The organism is Leucobacter insecticola, assembly GCF_011382965.1.
Lineage (GTDB): Bacteria > Actinomycetota > Actinomycetes > Actinomycetales > Microbacteriaceae > Leucobacter > Leucobacter insecticola.
The window spans coordinates 630,761-647,580 of sequence record NZ_CP049934.1; the positions used below are offsets into that span (position 1 = coordinate 630,761).

Consider the following 16,820-nt stretch of genomic DNA (forward strand, 5'->3'; position numbering starts at 1 on the left):
TTGACGCGGTCATCGGCGCGACCGCGGCCTACCACGAGGCAACCTTGCTGACGCGAGACAAACGGGCGTCTGCCACGTACGATGCCGTGGGGGTTGACTACGTTTTTGTCTAGCGATCCCGATCGCGCTTGCGGTTGGTGCCGAGCAGACCATTCATGATCCCCGACAGCACCGACATCACGAGCGCGGCGAGCACACCCCACCAGAAGCCGCCGAGGGCGAGTCCAAAGCCCGCGAGATCCGAGAGCCAGGCGACCACGGCAAACATGATGCCGTTGACGATCAGCCCAAAGAGCCCGAGGGTCAGAATGTAGAGCGGGATCGACACGAAGCGCACGATCTTGCCGAGCGTGCCATTGACGAGCCCGAAGGCAAGCGCGACGAGCAGCAGCGTGACGAGGTGCCCGTACTGATCGGCGTTGATGGGCACGATCCACACGCCCTGATCGCCGCTGCCACCAACGATGAGCGTGGTGAGCCACAACGCGAATGCGCTTACGAGGACACGGATGAGAGATCGCATGGTCACATTCTTTCAGCTTGGCCTCCGAGTATGGTCAGAGGAATGGCCACAGCTTGGTGGATTCGATGTACATACCTGGTGGTGTCCGGCGAGTGAGTCTCAAAGCGCTCGGCAGAGATAGGATGTTAATAGCTGAAATCTTCCTGGACGCAGGGTATGTGGCTGAGGGCAGGAAGATTGATGAGCCTTGAACCGAGCTGAGGCGGCCGTGGAACAGAATCTTGCTGCGCGGAAAGCGTCACTGTTGCCGTCCGCGAACGGGTCTGCAGAACTGCAGTCATCGCGCCCTGTTCGCTCGGGTAGGCATGCTGATGTGGCCGAGGCTGCTGCCGACTCGGTGGCTTCGGCCCCTCAGGCCAATCCGGGCGCGAGTTACGTCGGTGCCGTGTTTACTTCCGCCGGCATGACCACGATGGCCTGGGTGGCAGGAGTCGTGTTCGCTGTTGGGTTCCTATCGGCGCTGTGCCTGCTGGGTGCCGCGGCGATCGTGGGGAGCGAGAATTACGGTGCACGCCTGTTCGATCTGGGGGGAGCGTTGGCCGCCATATTTGTGCTGATTGGTGGGTCATGGGGGGTGGCCTTCAGCTCAGCGGGAGCCTCTATGAGGAGGCAGCGGTACCGGGTGGTGGCGGTTCGATCACGATCGTCGCGCTTGGCGCGCTCGCCATTGCGGTCGTCGCGGTTGCGCGCGTTGCTCGGGTGCACATGCCCTCAGAGCCGGCACCGAGTTCGTGGAGTGTGCTTGCCCGGGCCGCGATCGAATCCGCTGGCGTGGCCGCACTGATGGCAACCATTGTTGCGTTCGCGCGCATCAGTACCGGCGTCGGTGCCGAAACGCTGGTGATCCGAAGTGATCCTGGCGCGGTGTTCCTGGTCCTGTTGAGCGTGCTGACGGCCACGCTGTTTCTGACCCGAGAACCGCGGCGGCGGCGGACGGCCGGGCAGCACGCAGGTGCGTGGGCTCGCGCTTGTCGTGAGGCCAGTGTGTACCTCGCTGTGCAGGGCGCGACGTTCGGGACCCTCGCATTGCTCGGTGCCGTTATCCTTGCGAAGGATCTTGGCAGCTCCGGTGGCTTCTTCGCGCTCCTGCCGCTCCTGGGAAATCTCGCGGTTGCCGGGGCGACACTTGGTCATTTCGGAAGCTTGGTCTTCGTAAGCAGTACGGGGGTGGGCGAACTTGCACCTGCGGGAGATCTGCTGGGGGGATGAGCGTGGCGATTGTTGGTGTGACGCTGCTGAGTGTGGGCTACGCTACGGCCGCTGTCGGACTGCGACGACAGCGCGGCGGCCCAATTCAGTGGCCCCGTGTCTGGCGGATGCCGCTCCTGGTGTGCGGCTTTTGGTGCGTGCTCGCTCTCGGACTCGCGGGAGTGACGCTGCGGGGTGAGGTAGAGACTCTGGTGGGTGTCGCCGGGATCGCGGCCGAATTTGTACCGGAGTTGATGTATCGCGTGAATCCTGCGCTTCTGCGAGGGTCCGCCGGGCGAGACGTTGTTGAGACGTGGCTGAGTGAGGCAGCGCCCGGACAGCTCGCGCAGGCGTCAGCAGAAGGGACGGGTGTGCAGACGTTGGCTCCGTCTGGGTCGCGGTCAGGCAATCCCCAACGGACGCCGCAGGGCAACCTCATTGCAGGGTCCATCCATCGCCTTTGGCGGCGGAACCGCGCTCACCGTCAAGCTACTGAACCAGGATCGCGCGCCGAGCGCTCTGGCCCGCAGCTATTTGGAGGCACTCGCGTCCGGTGACGCGCGGCGTGCGACCGAGATGATTGACCCGGGCGTGCGAAACTCAGAGCGTGAATTGCTGACCAATGCGACCCTTGAGAGCGCAGAGCAATTGATCGAGGTGGTTGGCCTAGAGACGATTGCACGCACAAGCTCTACCGCCCTTGTGCGTGCGACCTATTCCCTCGACGGCGAACACTTTGAGCACGACTTTCGTTTGACGCGTGAACCGCAGGAGATGCTGTTTCTTGAGTCCTGGAAGTTGGCCGAACCGCTGCTGCTCCAGGCGAAGGTGGGCGTCGAGGGCCTGCAATCCCTGAAAGTCGGTGATACTGAGATCAGTGTTCCACAGGGCGGGGGCGACGATACGTCCGCTGTGACGCCCAGCGAAGACGACGGCTCACGCACTGTATTTCTCTACCCGGGGCTATACCGCCTGTCAGCCGCAGACAACCCCTATGTCACGACTTCGACTGAAGAGCTCCGGGCGATCCCCTCCGACACGCTCGCAGAAACCACGTTCTGGGTGCGAATGAAACCCAAGCCCACGTTCGAACTCGAAATCTTGCAGCAGGTGCGGCTGCGTATTGATCAGTGCGCCGCGAAACCAACGAATTTGGACCGGGTGTGCCCCGAATACCTGCGGCAGAAGGACCTCCTGGAGGCCGAGGTCCTCAGCCAGGCGGATCGTTTCGAGGAGATTGGCATTGGCTACTTTAGGTCAGCGGAAGCCGTGGTCAAGGTTCGACCGGGACCCAATCCGCTCAACGCAGACCCCGGACCCGAGGAGCACCGCTTCGCGGTTGAAGGCCGCATCGAGTTTAGAGACGGTGAACCAAAGATCCGGGATCTTGAGATGCGCGAGATCGCAACGGGCTGAGCGCGACTCCGCATTGGCTCCAGAAATCACACGGATGCTATCAAAACTGGGGTGAAAGCCGGGCTACGAATCCGGTCAGATCAGGAGACACGTGTTAGATTTTTGGTTACTGAATTTTTACTGGGAGTTGCTGATGCGGCGCTCAGGCTGAACGGCCAACAGGCCTTTGATCGGAGTTGATGAAGGTAGTGGAGCCGCAGGAACCCAAGTCGCACGGTGATGTTTCGGGCGAAGCAACGCCGCAGTTCCCGCTGATCCCGCCGCCGCCAGCGCCGCAGACGCCCGTGAATGCCCACATCCCGCCGCCAGCGCCGCAGCAGATTCCGCCTCAGGCGCACCAGCACCCCCAGATGCCCAATCCGCCCCAGGGCTACCCGGTGTCCCCTGCGCCGGTGCCGCAGGTGCCGGTGTTGCCTCAGCCTCAAGCAACGTATCCGGAGCAGCCGGTCCAGCACAGCTACCCGGTGCAGCAAGCTCATCCTCAGGCGTACGCCCAAGACGCCTACGCGCCTGCGCCACCGCACATGCCTCCGCTTCCGCCCGCGCCACCGCGCAACCCTGCAGCGGTCGCGTACATTCGGGCCATTTTCTCGCCGCGTGGTTTCGCCACCCTGGGCTGGATCGCCGGAGCGGTGTTTGCGGCAGGTCTCCTCTCGGCGCTCTGCTTGCTCGGCTCGCTGAATGCAGCGGGCGAGGGGGTCGGCGGCGCCCTCTCGCTCGACTTCGGCGGCTTGCTGTCCGCCCTGTTTGTCCTCCTGGGCGGTTCATTCGGCGGTGGCCTCGTGGTCGATGGCAATGTTGACGCCGGGTTCGTGTCAGCGAGCGCCGCCGCCGCCCTCTCGATCTTTCCGCTGGGAGCCCTCGCCGCCGTGGCAGCTGCGGTCGCCCTCATTACGAAGCTGCGGATGCGATCCGAGATGCCTCCTGCACCGAGCACCTTGACTGAGCTCGCGCGAGCTGCCATCGAGGGCGCCGCGGTTGCGCTCATCATGACAATGATCACCGGGTTTGCCAGTTTCGGAGGTGGTGTTTCCGACTTCATAGGGGTGCGGATTCATGCCCGCCCGGCGATGGTGTTTTTCGTCCTGTTGGCGCTGATCACCGTCACGCTCTTCCTCGCGCGCGAGTCGCGCCGGCGCTTGCAGCTGGCGCAGGCCGAAGGCCGGTGGGCGCGTGTCATCCGTGAGGCCGGCCGTGCCCTCGCAGTGCAGGGCACGATATTCGGGGTTCTCGCGCTCGTTGCGATCGTCATTGTCGCGGTGAAAGCGGAAAGCTTCGGCGCGTTCTTTGCGTTGCTCCCCCTGCTCGGCAATGTTGCGGCAGCAGGTGCCGCGCTTGGCCATTTCGGCGGCATCACGCTCGGATCCAGCCTGGGAATCGGTCAGCTCGGCATGGCCTGGGACCTGATGGGCGGACTCAGCATCGTCCTATTCGTTGTCGCGTTGCTGAGTCTGGTGATGACCGCTGGCGTTGTAGGTCTTCGCAGGCCGCGGACCGGCAGGCTCGAATGGAACCGGGTGTGGCAGATGCCGATCGTTGTGTTCGGTGTCTGGTGTTTGCTGTCCCTCGGGCTCGTTGGTATTTCGCTGAGCGGATCAGCCTCGAGCTTCGGCGGTTTATTTGGGTTTGGGAGCGTTGGTCTCTCTTGGAGCACCCCGTTCTTGATGGGCCTCGCCGCGGGGGCCACCTCGATTGCCGCTGAGTATGTCCCGTTGCTTGCCTACCGTATGAACCCGGCGCTGCTTCGTGCCTTCGGCGGGAAGCAAACAATCAACGTGTGGTTGTACGGTGTCGAGCCAGCCGGATATGTGGCGGCCCCGGCGCTATCACCATTCCCCGATCCCGCCCAGCCGCATGTGGTGACAGCTCCGTCAGCCGCTTCGGTGTCTGAACAACCGGTGCTGCAGCCCCCGGTCCACGGTGCCCCAGCGGCTGAGACACCACAGTTTCAGGATCCGATGGTCCAGAATCCGATGGCAGCGTCCCCGCAAGCTGGAGGCCTCGCACCGATTCACCCACCAGCGCCGATGTCGAAAAAGGGCAAGACGGGCCTCATCGTCACGCTCTCGGTTGTGGGCATGCTGGTGGTGCTCGGCGGCGGACTCGCGGTGACGGTGAATCTGCTGAACCAGGAGAGGGATCCCGCCGCGCAGGTTCGTGAATACCTTGACGCGCTCGCCGCCGGTAACGCGGATCGGGCGGGCGAGCTGGTGGATCCGGGCATCAAGACCGGCGATCGTGAGCTCCTCACGAACGAGACACTTGCAAGCGCACAGCAGCTCATCGAGGTCGTGGATGTTGAAACGACGGAGCGCTCAGACTATGGCGCGACGGTGCTCGCGACGTACTCGCTCGACGGAGAACGGTTTGAATACACCTTTACTCTCGAGTCCGGTCCAAAGGAGATGGTGTTTCTTGACAGCTGGAAGCTGAGCCAGCCACTGCTGGTAGAGGCTTCCCTCCAATCTGATAGCCTTGATGTGCTCACCGTCGGAGCAAGCGATGTTTCGCTCGACGGCGATGACACGTACGGGATGAACTACCAGCGCACCGTCTACCTCTACCCCGGCGTCTACGAGATCACCGCGCCCGAGACCGAGTTCATTGGCACTTCGACCGAGGAGTTCCGAGCGATCCCGAGTTTCGAGTATGGCAATGCAAGCGCCCAGACGGTCAGGATCACGTCGACTCCGAGCGAAGCGTTTGAGAAGGAAGTGCTGAGCCAGGTGCAAAAGCGGATCACACAGTGTGTCGAGATCCCGACAAACATGGACAAGGTGTGCCCAAGCATCACCCGAGATAAGGATCTTGCGGAGCTGAAGGTCGTCAGTCAGGCCAAAGATTTTGAGAGTATCTCTCTTGATAGCTTCCGCGGCGCAGAAGCCGTGATTGCAGTGCGCTCAAACCCCACGAGCTACAACAAGGATCCTGAACTCAGGGAATCAACCCTCAGAGTGCGTGGTGATATCGAGATTGTGGATGGCAAACCCGAAATCAAGGATATTTCGATCGACACCGGCTGGTGGTGACGGAACCTCGCGGTAACCCGTATCAGGAATGAATTGGCGCGCATATCCGCCCTGGCGCATTCACCCTGATTACACTTGATCGAGATGAGTGAGCACAGCATTTTCGACCCGCTTCACGGGGGGCGGATCCCGAGCCGATCCGCTTCCTCGATGACGCGGGCAATTATGTCCCCTCCGCGACGGCTGCAGCGTTTGCGGATGAACTTGAGAGCCTCACCACCGAGGATTTCAAGGGCTGGTACCGCGATATGGTGGGTACCCGCGCCTTCGACACCGAGTGCACGCACCTGCAGCGGCAGGGGCAACTCGCGCTGTGGGTGCCGAGCGTCGGCCAGGAGGGCTGCCAGGTCGGTTTGGGCCGTGCCGCCGAGCCGCAGGATCACATCTTCCCGGCCTACCGCGAACACTTGGTCGCCAAGATCCGCGGCGTCGATTTTGTGAATCTCGCGGCGCAGTTCAGGGGATTAACGCACGGCGGATGGGACGTCACCGACCCCGCGAACGGCAACTTCCATCTCTACACGCTCGTGTTGGGTGCGCAGACGCAGCACGCCACCGGGCACGCGCTCGGCCAGTTGCTTGATGCGAAGCGGGCGGCCGCTGACACCCGCCTCGATCCCGGTGAGGCTGGCACCGCCACGGGCGAAGCCACGATGGTCTTTTACGGTGACGGCACCACCAGCCAGGGAGACGCGAACGAGTCGCTCGTATTCGCCGCCAGCTACCAGACGCCGCAGGTGTTTGTGGTGCAGAACAACCGCTGGGCGATCTCGGTGCCGGTCGCCCGCCAGTCGCGCACGCCGCTCTACCGTCGCGCCCTTGGGTTCGGGATCCGCAGCGTGCAGATCGATGGAAATGACCCGCTCGCGGCCTACGCTGTTGGGCGGCGATTCTTGGATCTGGCTCGCACCGGTCACGGCCCCGGATACATTGAGGCGTTGACCTATCGCATCGGCGCTCACACCACGAGTGACGACCCCACCCGCTATCGCGAAGACGGGGAGCTTGAGCACTGGCAAGAGCGCGACCCGATCAAGCGCCTCGAAGCCTATCTGCGGACTCTGGGCGTCGAGGACGCCTTCTTTGCTGAGGTGTGGGAGAGCGCCGATCGGGAGGCAAAGCGGGCCCGTGACGCGATCCTGAATCTGCCTGCGCCGACGGCCGATTCCATGTTTGCCAGCGTGTACTCCGAGCCACACCCGCGCATCGAGGAACAGCGTGCTTGGCTTGAGCGCTACGAGTCGTCGTTTGAGGGCGCCGACGGGACGAAGCGAGGGAGCGACCAGTGAGCGTTGCAGACATTCAGACGTTGAGCGAACGCCAGACCCTGCCGCTTGCTCGCGCGATCAACGAGGGCCTGCGTGCGGCGATGGCCGCTGACGACCGCGTGATCCTGATGGGCGAAGATATCGGGCCCCTCGGCGGGGTATTCCGGGTCACCGATAAGCTGCAGGCCGAGTTCGGATCTGCTCGCGTGCTTGACACTCCGCTCGCCGAGGCCGGGATTGTCGGCAGCGCGATCGGGCTTGCGATGCGCGGGTATCGACCCGTTATCGAGATCCAGTTCGATGGTTTCATCTTCCCGGCGTTCAATCAGATCGTGACGCAGCTCGCGAAGCTCACGAACCGTCACGACGGCACGATATCGATGCCCGTGGTGATCCGGGTGCCCTACGGCGGGCACATCGGCGCGGTCGAGCATCACCAGGAAAGCCCCGACGCCTACTTTGCGCACACGCCGGGACTGCGTGTGGTGGCGCCGTCAACACCCAACGACGCGTACTGGATGATCCAGCAGGCGATCCAGTCGAACGACCCGGTGCTGTTCTTCGAACCCAAAGCGAAGTACTGGCAAAAGGGCGAGGTGGATCCTTCCGCCGCTGCGAGCCCGCTGCACCAGACCCGCGTCGCGCGGCCCGGTACCGATGTCACGGTCGTGGGCCACGGCGCAATGGTGACCACGCTGCTGCAGGCGGCCGAGATCGCGGGCACCGAGGGCACCAGTATTGAGGTCGTCGATCTGCGCAGCCTGTCTCCGATTGATTACGAGCCGTTGCTTGCCTCCGTGCGAAAGACGGGGCGCTTGGTGGTCGCGCAGGAGGCGCAGGGCGGGGTAAGCCTCGGTAGCGAGATTGCCGCTTATGTTGCGGAGCACGCCTTCTACTCGCTGCAGGCACCCGTGCTGCGGGTCGCTGGATACGACGTGCCGTTCCCGCCCGCGCGAGTCGAAGGTCTGTATTTGCCGGATGCCGACCGAGTGCTTGAAGCGGTCGACCGTACAATGCACTACTAAGGCACCACACGTGTCGCGCTCGCCGCGGCCCACTTCACCGCGCTACACGCACAGCAGTTCAACGTTTCAAGGAGTCGCCATGAGCGAAATGACCTTCCCCCTTCCCGATGTCGGCGAGGGTCTCACTGAGGCCGAGCTTGTCTCATGGCACGTCGCACCCGGCGATGCCGTCGCCCTCAACCAGGTGATCTGCGAGATCGAAACAGCGAAGTCGCTTGTTGAACTGCCCTCGCCGTTTGCTGGGACCGTGACCGCGCTGCTCGCCGAGGAGGGCCAGACGGTGCCCGTGGGGGATCCGATCCTGCGCGTGAGTGTTGCGGGTGATGCTGGAGGGGTCGCTGATCCCGCCCCTGCTGCTGCCGCCGCTGACTCTGAGGACACCCGAGACGCCGTGGCCGACACCGCGAGTTCGATCGAGCATGAGGGCGCGTCTGCGGACGGAGACGAGGGTGGTGCGGTGCTCGTGGGCTACGGCACCGCCGGCACCGTGCAGTCGCGCCGCCGTCGAGGGGGGAGCCGCTGCTGATCGGCGCGACCGCGCAAGCCGCTGCGATCCCGGTGGCGGACGCTTCGCCGATCATTGCGAAGCCGCCGATCCGGAAGCTTGCAAAAGACCTCGGAGTGGACCTGTCGATGGTCGTAGGGAGTGGGATCGCCGGCGAGATTCTGCGCGACGATGTTGTGCGGGAGGCTTCGCAGGCGAGCCTGTTCCGCAATATCGTGACCCCGGAGGTCCCCTCGAGCCGCGAGGAACGGATCCCGGTGAAGGGGGTCCGCAAGCTCACCGCCCAGGCGATGGTGGCGTCGAAGTTCACGGCCCCCCACGTCAGCGTGTTCACCGACGTCGATGCGACGCGCACGATGGAGTTCGTGAAGCGCCTGAAGTCCTCCACCGATTTCGCGGGCGTGAAGGTGTCGCCGCTCTTGATCTTCGCGCGCGCGATGCTGTGGGCGGTGCGCCGCAATCCGCAGGTGAACTCGATGTGGACCGACACCGAGATCGTGCAGCATAATTTCGTGAATCTCGGGATCGCGGCCGCGACGCCCCGTGGCCTGATCGTGCCGAATATTAAGGATGCTCAGGATCTCAGCCTGCTTGAACTCGCGCAGGCGATCGAGCAGCTGACGATCACCGCCCGTGATGGCCGGACCTCGCCGGCGGACATGGCAAACGGCACGATCACACTGACGAACATCGGCGTCTTTGGCATGGACTTTGGCTTGCCGATCCTGAACCCCGGTGAGGTGGCGATCCTCGCGATGGGCACGATCAAGCAGAAGCCGTGGGTGGTGGACGGCGAGGTCCGGCCGCGCATGGTCACCACCGTGGGCGGTTCGTTTGATCACCGCGTGGTTGACGGTGACGTGGTGTCGCGTTTTGTTGCCGATGTTGCCTCGGTGCTTGAGGAGCCCGCGCTGCTGCTCGACTAGTGGTGTTAGGTGCGGGCGTTGTGCCGCCGCTGATTGAGCGAGCGCGAGCCCCCCCGCCGATTGAGCGAGCGCGAGCGAGTCGAAATCCAGGGGATTTCAACCCACTCGCGCCGCTCACCTGCGCCGGAGCGCTAGCTCAAGTCGAAGCGATCGAGCTCAGCGACCTTCACCCATGCTGCGACGAAGTCGTGCACGAACTTCTCGGCCGCGTCGTCGCTCGCGTAGACCTCGGCGACCGCACGCAGCTCGCTGTTCGAGCCGAACACCAGGTCGGCGCGGGTGCCGCTCCAGCGGACCTCGCCCGTTGCCTCGTCGCTGCCCTCGAAGGTGCGTGACTCGGAGTCAACGGCGCGCCACTTCGTGTTGAGGTCGAGCAGGTTCACGAAGAAATCGTTGCTCAGCACGCCTGGGCGCTCGGTCAGCACACCGTGCTTGGAGCCGTCCCAGTTGGTTTCGAGCACGCGCATGCCGCCGATCAGCACCGTCATCTCTGGTGCCGACAGATTCAGCAGGTTCGCGCGATCGATGAGTAGGTGCTCAGCAGGCATGCCGAGGCCGCGTGCGCTCTCGTAGTTGCGGAAGCCGTCGGCTGCGGGGTTGAGGTACTCCATCGATTCGACGTCGGTCTGCTCCTGCGTTGCGTCGGTGCGGCCCGGGGTGAACGGCACCTCAACATCGAAGCCTGCAGCCTTCGCTGCCTGCTTCACGCCGACGTTGCCGGCAAGCACGGTCAGATCAGCGAACGAGACCTGCTTGCCGCCTGTGGCAGAAGCGTTGAAGTCGGCCTGGATCTTCTCCAGCTCCGCGATGACGCGCGCAAGCTGCTCCGGGCGGTTGACCTCCCAGTTGCGCTGCGGCTCGAGCCGCAGGCGACCACCGTTGGCACCGCCACGTTTGTCGCTGCCGCGGAACGAGGATGCCGCCGCCCAGCCGGTCGACACGAGTTCGCTGATGCTGAGGCCGGCATCGGCGATCTTGGTCTCGAGCATGGCGACGTCAGCCGCAGTGATGAGTTCATAGTCTCGAACGGGGATCGGATCCTGCCAGATCAGATCTTCTGCCGGAACCTCGGGGCCGAGGTAGCGTGCCTTCGGGCCAAGATCACGGTGCGTGAGCTTGAACCACGCGCGGCGGTAGGCTTCGGTGAAGGCCTCCTGATCGTCCTTGAACCGCAGCGAGATCTCGCGGTAGATCGGGTCTTCGCGTAGCGAGATGTCGGTGGTCAACATGCGGGGTTCACGGCGGCCATCGCCCTGTGCCATCGGCACCATGTCGTCGCCGCCCCGTTGGTTGGCCGCCAGTGGTAGTGACCGCCCTCACCAGTGACGCACTCCCAGTCGTAGGCGAAGAGGATATGGAAGAATTCGTTGTCCCAGCGTGTCGGATGGTAAGTCCAGGTGACCTCGAGGCCTGACCCGACGGTGTCGTTGCCGACACCGGTGCCGTAGCTGCCCTTCCAGCCAAGACCCATCTGCTCCATTGGAGCAGCCTCAGGATCCGGACCCGCGTACTCACCCTCGGGGCCGCGCCGTGGGTCTTGCCGAAGGTGTGGCCGCCAGCGATGAGGGCGACCGTCTCTTCGTCGTCCATTGCCATGCGTTTGAAGGTTTCGCGGATTTGCACTGCTGCTTCGAGAGGATCCGGGTTACCGCCCGGGCCCTCCGGGTTGACGTAGATAAGTCCCATCATCGTCGCGCCGAGTGGCTTCAGCAGTTCCTTGTTGCCATCGAATCGAGCTTCGTCGCCGAGCCAGGACTTCTCGGAGCCCCAGTACACGTCATCGTCCGGCTCCCACACGTCGGGGCGGCCGCCGGCGAAACCGAAGGTCGGCATGCCCATCTGTTCGTGCGCAACGTTGCCTGCGAGGATCATCAGGTCGCCCCAGGAGAGCGACTTGCCGTACTTCTTCTTGACCGGCCACAGCAGGCGGCGGGCCTTGTCGAGGCCGACGTTGTCTGGCCAGCTGTTGAGGGGCGCGAAGCGCTGCTGGCCGGTGCCGCCGCCGCCGCGTCCGTCGAACACGCGGTAGGTGCCAGCGCTGTGCCACGCCATGCGGATCATGAGCGGGCCATAGTTCCCGAAGTCGGCGGGCCACCACGGCTGCGAGTCGACGAGCAGGCTGGCGATATCTTGCTTGACCTCTGCCAGATCGAGCGCCTCGAAGGCGGCCTTGTAGTCAAAGTCTGCGCCTTGCGGGTTCGCGACGTCGGGATTCTTCGCGAGAATCTTGAGATTGAGGCGATCGGGCCACCAATCGGTGTTGCCGGTTGCGGCGGTCGCTCGGGCGGCCGGGCTCGCGCTCTGGCCGCTGTGGTCGATGGGGCACTTGTTGTCTTCTGACACTGCCTATTCCTTTCGTGGGTGAGGAGATGGGGGTTTTTGCTCGCACGCTGCGCAGATGCCCCGGAAGGTAACATCAGCGTGCAGCACGCGCATGCCGTGGGTGCTCTGAGGAACGAGGCACGGCGCCTCGCCGATCACGCAGTCGACGTCTTCGATGCGGCCGCAGAGCACGCAGCTGAGGTGGTGGTGGTTGTCATCGGTGCGGGTTTCGTAGCGAGCGCCGCCGTCGCCGAGCGGATCGATCCTGCGGATAAGGCCGTGCTCGGTGAGATCCTGCACGATGTTGTACACCGATTGCGGTGTGAGCGAAGGCAGGACCGTGATGAGTGCCGTGTGAAGCTCAGTCGCGGTCGTGTGGGGCTTGGCCTTCAGGTGATTGAGCGCCGCGATCCGCCCTGCCGTGACACGCAACCCGCGTTCGCGCAGCCGCTCGCTCCAGGGCGTGTCGTCAAGCGGCGGGGTGGGGGTCACGCTCTAAGGGTAGCGCTATTTTGATTGACTCAAAAATATGGCGGCTTGACGGAGTGTCGCCTGCCAGGATGGGAAGCGGGCGAAGAAACCCGTCATGATAGAGGCAGGACGGAGAGCAGATATGGATCTCAGTGGGGCAAGCGCGGTGGTGACCGGCGCCGCGTCGGGACTCGGAGCGGCGGTTGCATCAGCACTTGCGGAGTGCGGGGTAGAGGTGCTCGGGATCGATCTTCCCGCGAGCATAGAAGGGGCGGGATCGCCCTCAGCGGGGATCCGATTTTGCGCGGCCGACGTCACCGATGAGGCTCAGCTTCAAACGGCATTCGATGCCCGTGACCCGGCGGCACCGCTCCGGCTCGTCGTCAACTGCGCGGGGATTGCTCCGGCTCGACGCATTCTGTCTTCACGGGGAGTGCACGAGCTTGAGCTGTTCCGGCGGGTGATTGACATTAACCTCACTGGCACCTTTAACGTGCTGCGCCTTGGCAGCGCGATCATGGCTGAGATGCCGCCGATCGACGAAGATGGCCAGCGCGGGCTCGTGGTCAACACCGCCTCAATCGCGGCTTTTGAGGGGCAGGTCGGCCAGGCTGCTTACGCCGCATCGAAGGGCGGGGTGGCCGCGCTTACGATCGCCGCGGCCAGGGATCTTGCGCAATCGGGGATCCGCGTCAACACGATCGCCCCCGGAATCGTCGAGACGCCCCTCTTTGCGGGTATTGCCCCCGAAGCCGCCGCCGCGCTTGCTGGATCGGTGCCGTTCCCCGCGCGTCTCGCCGCACCTGCGGAGTTCGCCAAGCTCGTGCTGATGATTGCCGAGCACGACTACCTCAATGGCGAGACGATCCGCATGGATGGTGCGCTGCGCATGTCGCCGCGGTAGTTCCCGGCCCAGCGCGTCGGCGGTGCGTGGGATCTCGGCGAGCAATACTTCGCCCCTTCGCGGGTTCGCTAGCGGTGGGTGTGGCGTTCGGTGAGGTGGCTCGCGGGCTCAAGTTGGATCGTGACGTGTTCGGTCGCGAAGTGGGCGTACAGGCAGGCGTGGAGCTCGTCGAGGATCGCGTGGTAGCCGCGCTCGTCCCAGGCCAGGTCACTCACGGTGACGTGCGCCGAGAATGCCGGCACCCCCGAGGTGATGGTCCAGGCGTGCACGTCGTGTACCTCGGCGATGCCCGGTACGGTCAGCATGTGATTCCGAGCCTCATCAATATCGATATTCTTTGGGGTCGCCTCCAGCAGCACGTTAACGACATCGCGCAGCAGGCTCACCGCGCGCGGGAAGATCAGCAGTGCAATGAGTAGCGAGGCGATCTGATCGACGAAGTTCCAGCCGGTGAACAGGATGATAACACCCGCGATGATCACGGCGGCCGAGCCGAGCAGGTCACCCAGCACCTCAAGATAGGCTCCGCGCACGTTGATGCTCTCCTTCTGACCGGCCCGCAGAATGAGCAGCGAGACCAGATTTGCGACGGCGCCGAGTATGGCCGCGACGAGCATCGGCCCGGTCTCAATCTCGACCTCGGTGCCAAAGCGTGTGATTGCCTGCACAAAGATGACTACCGCGATGACGCCGAGCACGATGCCGTTGACGAGAGCCGCGAGCACCTCGACGCGCAGGTAGCCGAAGGTGCGCTTCGAGGTGGCTGGCAGGCCCGCGATGAGCGTCGCGATGAGGGCGATAGCGACGCCGGTCGCGTCCGTCAGCATGTGTCCGGCGTCGGCCAGCAGAGAAAGGGAGTTTGAGATCAGCGCACCCACGACCTGCACCACGAAGACGGTGAGGGTGATGGTGAGCACCAGGATCAGACGCTTGCGGTGCTTGGCGCCCGCGGTGCCAGTGACGGGACCGCGGGCGCCGTGATCGTGGCCGTGGCCGTGCCCGCTGCTGTTCACTTTTGCGGCAGAGGGTACGGGGTGGCCTTCACTGAATGCGGGATCGCAGACGCCTGATTCGTTGTTGTGCCCCGCAGTATGGTGATTGTCCCCGGCAGTCATGCGTCGATTGTACCCCCATGGGGTATATGCGGTTAGGCCGGGCGGCGCGGTGTGCGATTACATCGCAATACTCACCGACCGGATGCCCACATTTCTTGCGGCTTCGGCCAGGCGATTATCAACGGTCAGGATCTCGTCAAGCTGGCTGCCGAGGGCGAGGGCGGCGGCGAGGTGGATCACGTCGAGTGAGCGGAGCGAGTGCGGTTCGAGGCGCTCGGCTTCTGCGTAGATCGAGGAGTCGAGCCTGACAAATGCGCAGCGGATCCTGCTCTGGCTCCGGCAGAATGAACCTTACGAGCGCCGAAGTGTCGAGGTAGGTGAGCACTACAGGCGTTCTGCTTCAGCGCTCGAATCCCTACCGTGCTCATGTTCTACAGCGTAGATCAATGGGGCGGGAAAGGAAGGGCCAGGGCCGTTTCCCCTCCCGCCCCCTCACGGCGAACAGTGCGCGGTGCTTATGCCCCCTGTAGCGCCGCCTCGTACCCGGCTTCGTCTACTGCGGCGATGATGTCCGCGGCATCGGGCGCCGAGCCCGCACTCTGAGTGACCCGCAGCAGCCCAGTCTCGGCGCTGACCTCGATGTCCGTGACCCCTGGGATCTGGCTGACCTCTTCGCGGATAGCGTTCTCGCAGTGGCTGCAGGTCATCCCGGTGACGAGGAAGTTGGATGTGATCGTGGTGCTCATGCTGTCTCCTTCGGTAGACCTCTACTATACCCCTCGGGGTATGTGATGCGACTCTTCAATGTGCAGGCTACTCCGTGAGCTGGGTTGCGAGTTGCAGCAACTGGATCTCGCTTCCCGCGCGGCCGATGAGTTGCACGCCGGTCCAGGAATGGGGCCCGTCAATCGGCACGGCGATGGCGGGCAATCCAGCCACATTGACCATTGAGGTAAAAGGTGCCCACTCGCACTGCAGTCGGTAATCGTCGTCGGGGCTGAGCGAGGTGAATGCGCCGATGCGGGGAGGTGTAAACGCGAGCCCGGGCGTCAGAATCACGTCATAGCGACCCCACTGCGCGCGAGCCTCCGATGCGAAGCGTCGCAGCTGTGCGGCTGCATGATGGTGCGCGGCGTCACCCCTGCTGCGGGCGCGCTCGCGAAAGCATCGAGTGAACGGGGTGAGGAGATCCTCGGCGCCCTCCTCGAGCCGCAGCAGAGACAGAGCCGCGGTCCAGGACGTGGTGAACGCCTCTGGGTAGTTCGGGAGGTAACTCACTTCCGCTTCTTCGACGTGATGCTGACGCTGTTCGAGCAGGTGCGCCGCATGCGTGAACGCCGCGAGCGCCTCCGCAGAAAGCGGTGTCGGGTGCGCCGACTCGAACGGGGATACGGTGCTGATCCCAACCCGCAAGCCGCGAAGGCCGTCGGAGTGCGCCACTGCTGTGAGACTCGGCTCCCCTGCGGTACCCCGCATCGCGTCGAAGAGCAGTGCCGCGTCCTGTGGCGTTCGCGCGAGCGGCCCACTCACGGTCAGGCGCGGTGCCCCGAAGCTGTCGCGCGCATCCTGCGCGGGGTCGCTCGGGATCGTGCCGAGGCCCGGTTTTAGGCCGATCAGCCCGCAGGCGAGTGCTGGGATCCGGATCGATCCGCCACCGTCGCTGCCCGGAGCGAGGGGGAGCAGCCCCGCCGCCACGGCGGCCGCGGACCCACCCGAGGACCCGCCCGCGGTGCGCTCAGGATCGTGCGGGTTGCACGCGGGAGGCGCGATCAAGTTCTCGGAGTAGCCGGTGAGGCCGAACTCGGGCACCTGGGTTTTGCCGAGACTGATCGTGCCTGCCCGGCGCAGCAGGCGCACTTCTGCGCTGTCGGTGGCGGCGGTGGCGCTGGGGAGGGCGGCGCTGCCGTGCGTGGTCGCCACTCCCGCAACATCGGAGAGATCCTTGTGGGCGGTGGGCATGCCGTGCAGCGAGGGAATCGCGGTAGGGTCCGAGCGGTTCGCCGCGAAATACGCGTCCGCGGCTTCGGCTTCCCGCAGAGCCAGCTCGGGATTGACGCTGATGAACGCCCCCAGATCTTCTGCGTCAGCGATCCTGTTGAGCGATTCTTCGACCGCATCGCGCGCCGAAAGTTCGCCCGCGCGGAGGGCGGCGCGCAGACTCAGGGCGGTGTCGGGAAGTGTCGTCACG

At 64.3% G+C, this 16,820-nt stretch carries 13 protein-coding genes and 2 pseudogenes; 8 read left to right on the plus strand and 7 right to left on the minus strand.

The genetic code is table 11. From position 1 onward, the window contains the following. Positions 1-109 precede the first annotated feature (109 nt). Positions 110-523, minus strand: coding sequence for a phage holin family protein (locus G7067_RS02990; RefSeq protein ID WP_166321878.1), 414 nt, complete (start codon positions 521-523; stop codon positions 110-112). A 567-nt stretch (positions 524-1,090) separates the two neighbouring features. On the opposite strand from G7067_RS02990, the gene G7067_RS02995 reads away from it, so the two are divergent. The 7 genes and pseudogenes from G7067_RS02995 to G7067_RS03025 all read left to right on the plus strand — a co-directional run bounded on the left by G7067_RS02995 (position 1,091) and on the right by G7067_RS03025 (position 9,880). Then, positions 1,091-1,732: a hypothetical protein gene (locus G7067_RS02995; protein ID WP_166321880.1), complete on the plus strand. Its 642-nt coding sequence runs from the start codon at positions 1,091-1,093 to the stop codon at positions 1,730-1,732. Further along, positions 1,729-2,268, plus strand: coding sequence for a hypothetical protein (locus G7067_RS03000; protein ID WP_166321882.1), 540 nt, complete (start codon positions 1,729-1,731; stop codon positions 2,266-2,268). Before G7067_RS02995 ends, G7067_RS03000 begins: the two co-directional genes overlap by 4 nt. Next, positions 2,150-3,127: a hypothetical protein gene (locus tag G7067_RS03005; protein ID WP_166321884.1), complete on the plus strand. Its 978-nt coding sequence runs from the start codon at positions 2,150-2,152 to the stop codon at positions 3,125-3,127. Before G7067_RS03000 ends, G7067_RS03005 begins: the two co-directional genes overlap by 119 nt. Before the next feature lie 179 nt (positions 3,128-3,306). Further along, positions 3,307-6,156 (plus strand): hypothetical protein, encoded by a 2,850-nt coding sequence (locus tag G7067_RS03010; RefSeq protein ID WP_166321886.1) that lies wholly within the window; start codon positions 3,307-3,309, stop codon positions 6,154-6,156. 248 nt (positions 6,157-6,404) lie between these two features. After that, a complete protein-coding gene (locus G7067_RS03015; protein WP_166321888.1) occupies positions 6,405-7,445 on the plus strand; it encodes a thiamine pyrophosphate-dependent enzyme in 1,041 nt (346 codons plus the stop codon). 80 nt (positions 7,446-7,525) lie between these two features. Further along, positions 7,526-8,449 carry an alpha-ketoacid dehydrogenase subunit beta gene (locus G7067_RS03020; protein ID WP_244301319.1) on the plus strand — a complete coding sequence of 308 codons (924 nt, stop codon included), beginning with the start codon at positions 7,526-7,528 and terminating at the stop codon, positions 8,447-8,449. 79 nt (positions 8,450-8,528) lie between these two features. After that, positions 8,529-9,880, plus strand: a pseudogene (locus tag G7067_RS03025) (dihydrolipoamide acetyltransferase family protein). A gap of 131 nt (positions 9,881-10,011) precedes the next feature. Here the strand turns inward: G7067_RS03025 and katG are convergent. Both katG and G7067_RS03035 read right to left on the minus strand, forming a co-directional pair. Then, positions 10,012-12,223 (minus strand): annotated as a pseudogene (gene katG / locus G7067_RS03030) (catalase/peroxidase HPI). Between the two features lie 3 nt (positions 12,224-12,226). Continuing rightward, positions 12,227-12,694, minus strand: coding sequence for a Fur family transcriptional regulator (locus tag G7067_RS03035; protein ID WP_166321890.1), 468 nt, complete (start codon positions 12,692-12,694; stop codon positions 12,227-12,229). Between the two features lie 121 nt (positions 12,695-12,815). On the opposite strand from G7067_RS03035, the gene G7067_RS03040 reads away from it, so the two are divergent. After that, entirely contained in the window at positions 12,816-13,577 is a 762-nt protein-coding gene (locus G7067_RS03040; protein WP_166321892.1) for an SDR family NAD(P)-dependent oxidoreductase, read from the plus strand. 68 nt (positions 13,578-13,645) lie between these two features. Here G7067_RS03040 and G7067_RS03045 read toward each other — a convergent pair whose 3' ends face one another. The 4 genes from G7067_RS03045 to G7067_RS03060 form a co-directional block, all read right to left on the minus strand. Then, positions 13,646-14,692: a cation diffusion facilitator family transporter gene (locus G7067_RS03045; RefSeq protein ID WP_166321894.1), complete on the minus strand. Its 1,047-nt coding sequence runs from the start codon at positions 14,690-14,692 to the stop codon at positions 13,646-13,648. Positions 14,693-14,749: 57 nt separating this feature from the next. Then, on the minus strand, positions 14,750-14,956 hold the full coding sequence (locus tag G7067_RS03050; protein ID WP_205881230.1) for a PIN domain-containing protein: 207 nt from the start codon (positions 14,954-14,956) through the stop codon (positions 14,750-14,752). Between the two features lie 191 nt (positions 14,957-15,147). Next, positions 15,148-15,378 (minus strand): heavy-metal-associated domain-containing protein, encoded by a 231-nt coding sequence (locus tag G7067_RS03055; RefSeq protein WP_166321896.1) that lies wholly within the window; start codon positions 15,376-15,378, stop codon positions 15,148-15,150. A gap of 67 nt (positions 15,379-15,445) precedes the next feature. Then, a complete protein-coding gene (locus G7067_RS03060) occupies positions 15,446-16,819 on the minus strand; it encodes an amidase (RefSeq protein WP_166321898.1) in 1,374 nt (457 codons plus the stop codon). Position 16,820: the final 1 nt, after the last annotated feature.

Coding starts and splice junctions, on each gene's coding strand:
- G7067_RS03040 (WP_166321892.1), top strand. CDS start 12,816: ATGGATCTCAGTGGGGCAAGCGCGGTGGTGACCGGCGCCGCGTCGGGA.
- G7067_RS03055 (WP_166321896.1), bottom strand. CDS start 15,378: ATGAGCACCACGATCACATCCAACTTCCTCGTCACCGGGATGACCTGC.
- G7067_RS03000 (WP_166321882.1), top strand. CDS start 1,729: ATGAGCGTGGCGATTGTTGGTGTGACGCTGCTGAGTGTGGGCTACGCT.
- G7067_RS03010 (WP_166321886.1), top strand. CDS start 3,307: ATGAAGGTAGTGGAGCCGCAGGAACCCAAGTCGCACGGTGATGTTTCG.
- G7067_RS02990 (WP_166321878.1), bottom strand. CDS start 523: ATGCGATCTCTCATCCGTGTCCTCGTAAGCGCATTCGCGTTGTGGCTC.
- G7067_RS03020 (WP_244301319.1), top strand. CDS start 7,526: ATGGCCGCTGACGACCGCGTGATCCTGATGGGCGAAGATATCGGGCCC.
- G7067_RS03045 (WP_166321894.1), bottom strand. CDS start 14,692: ATGACTGCCGGGGACAATCACCATACTGCGGGGCACAACAACGAATCA.
- G7067_RS03015 (WP_166321888.1), top strand. CDS start 6,405: ATGGTGGGTACCCGCGCCTTCGACACCGAGTGCACGCACCTGCAGCGG.
- G7067_RS02995 (WP_166321880.1), top strand. CDS start 1,091: ATGGGGGGTGGCCTTCAGCTCAGCGGGAGCCTCTATGAGGAGGCAGCG.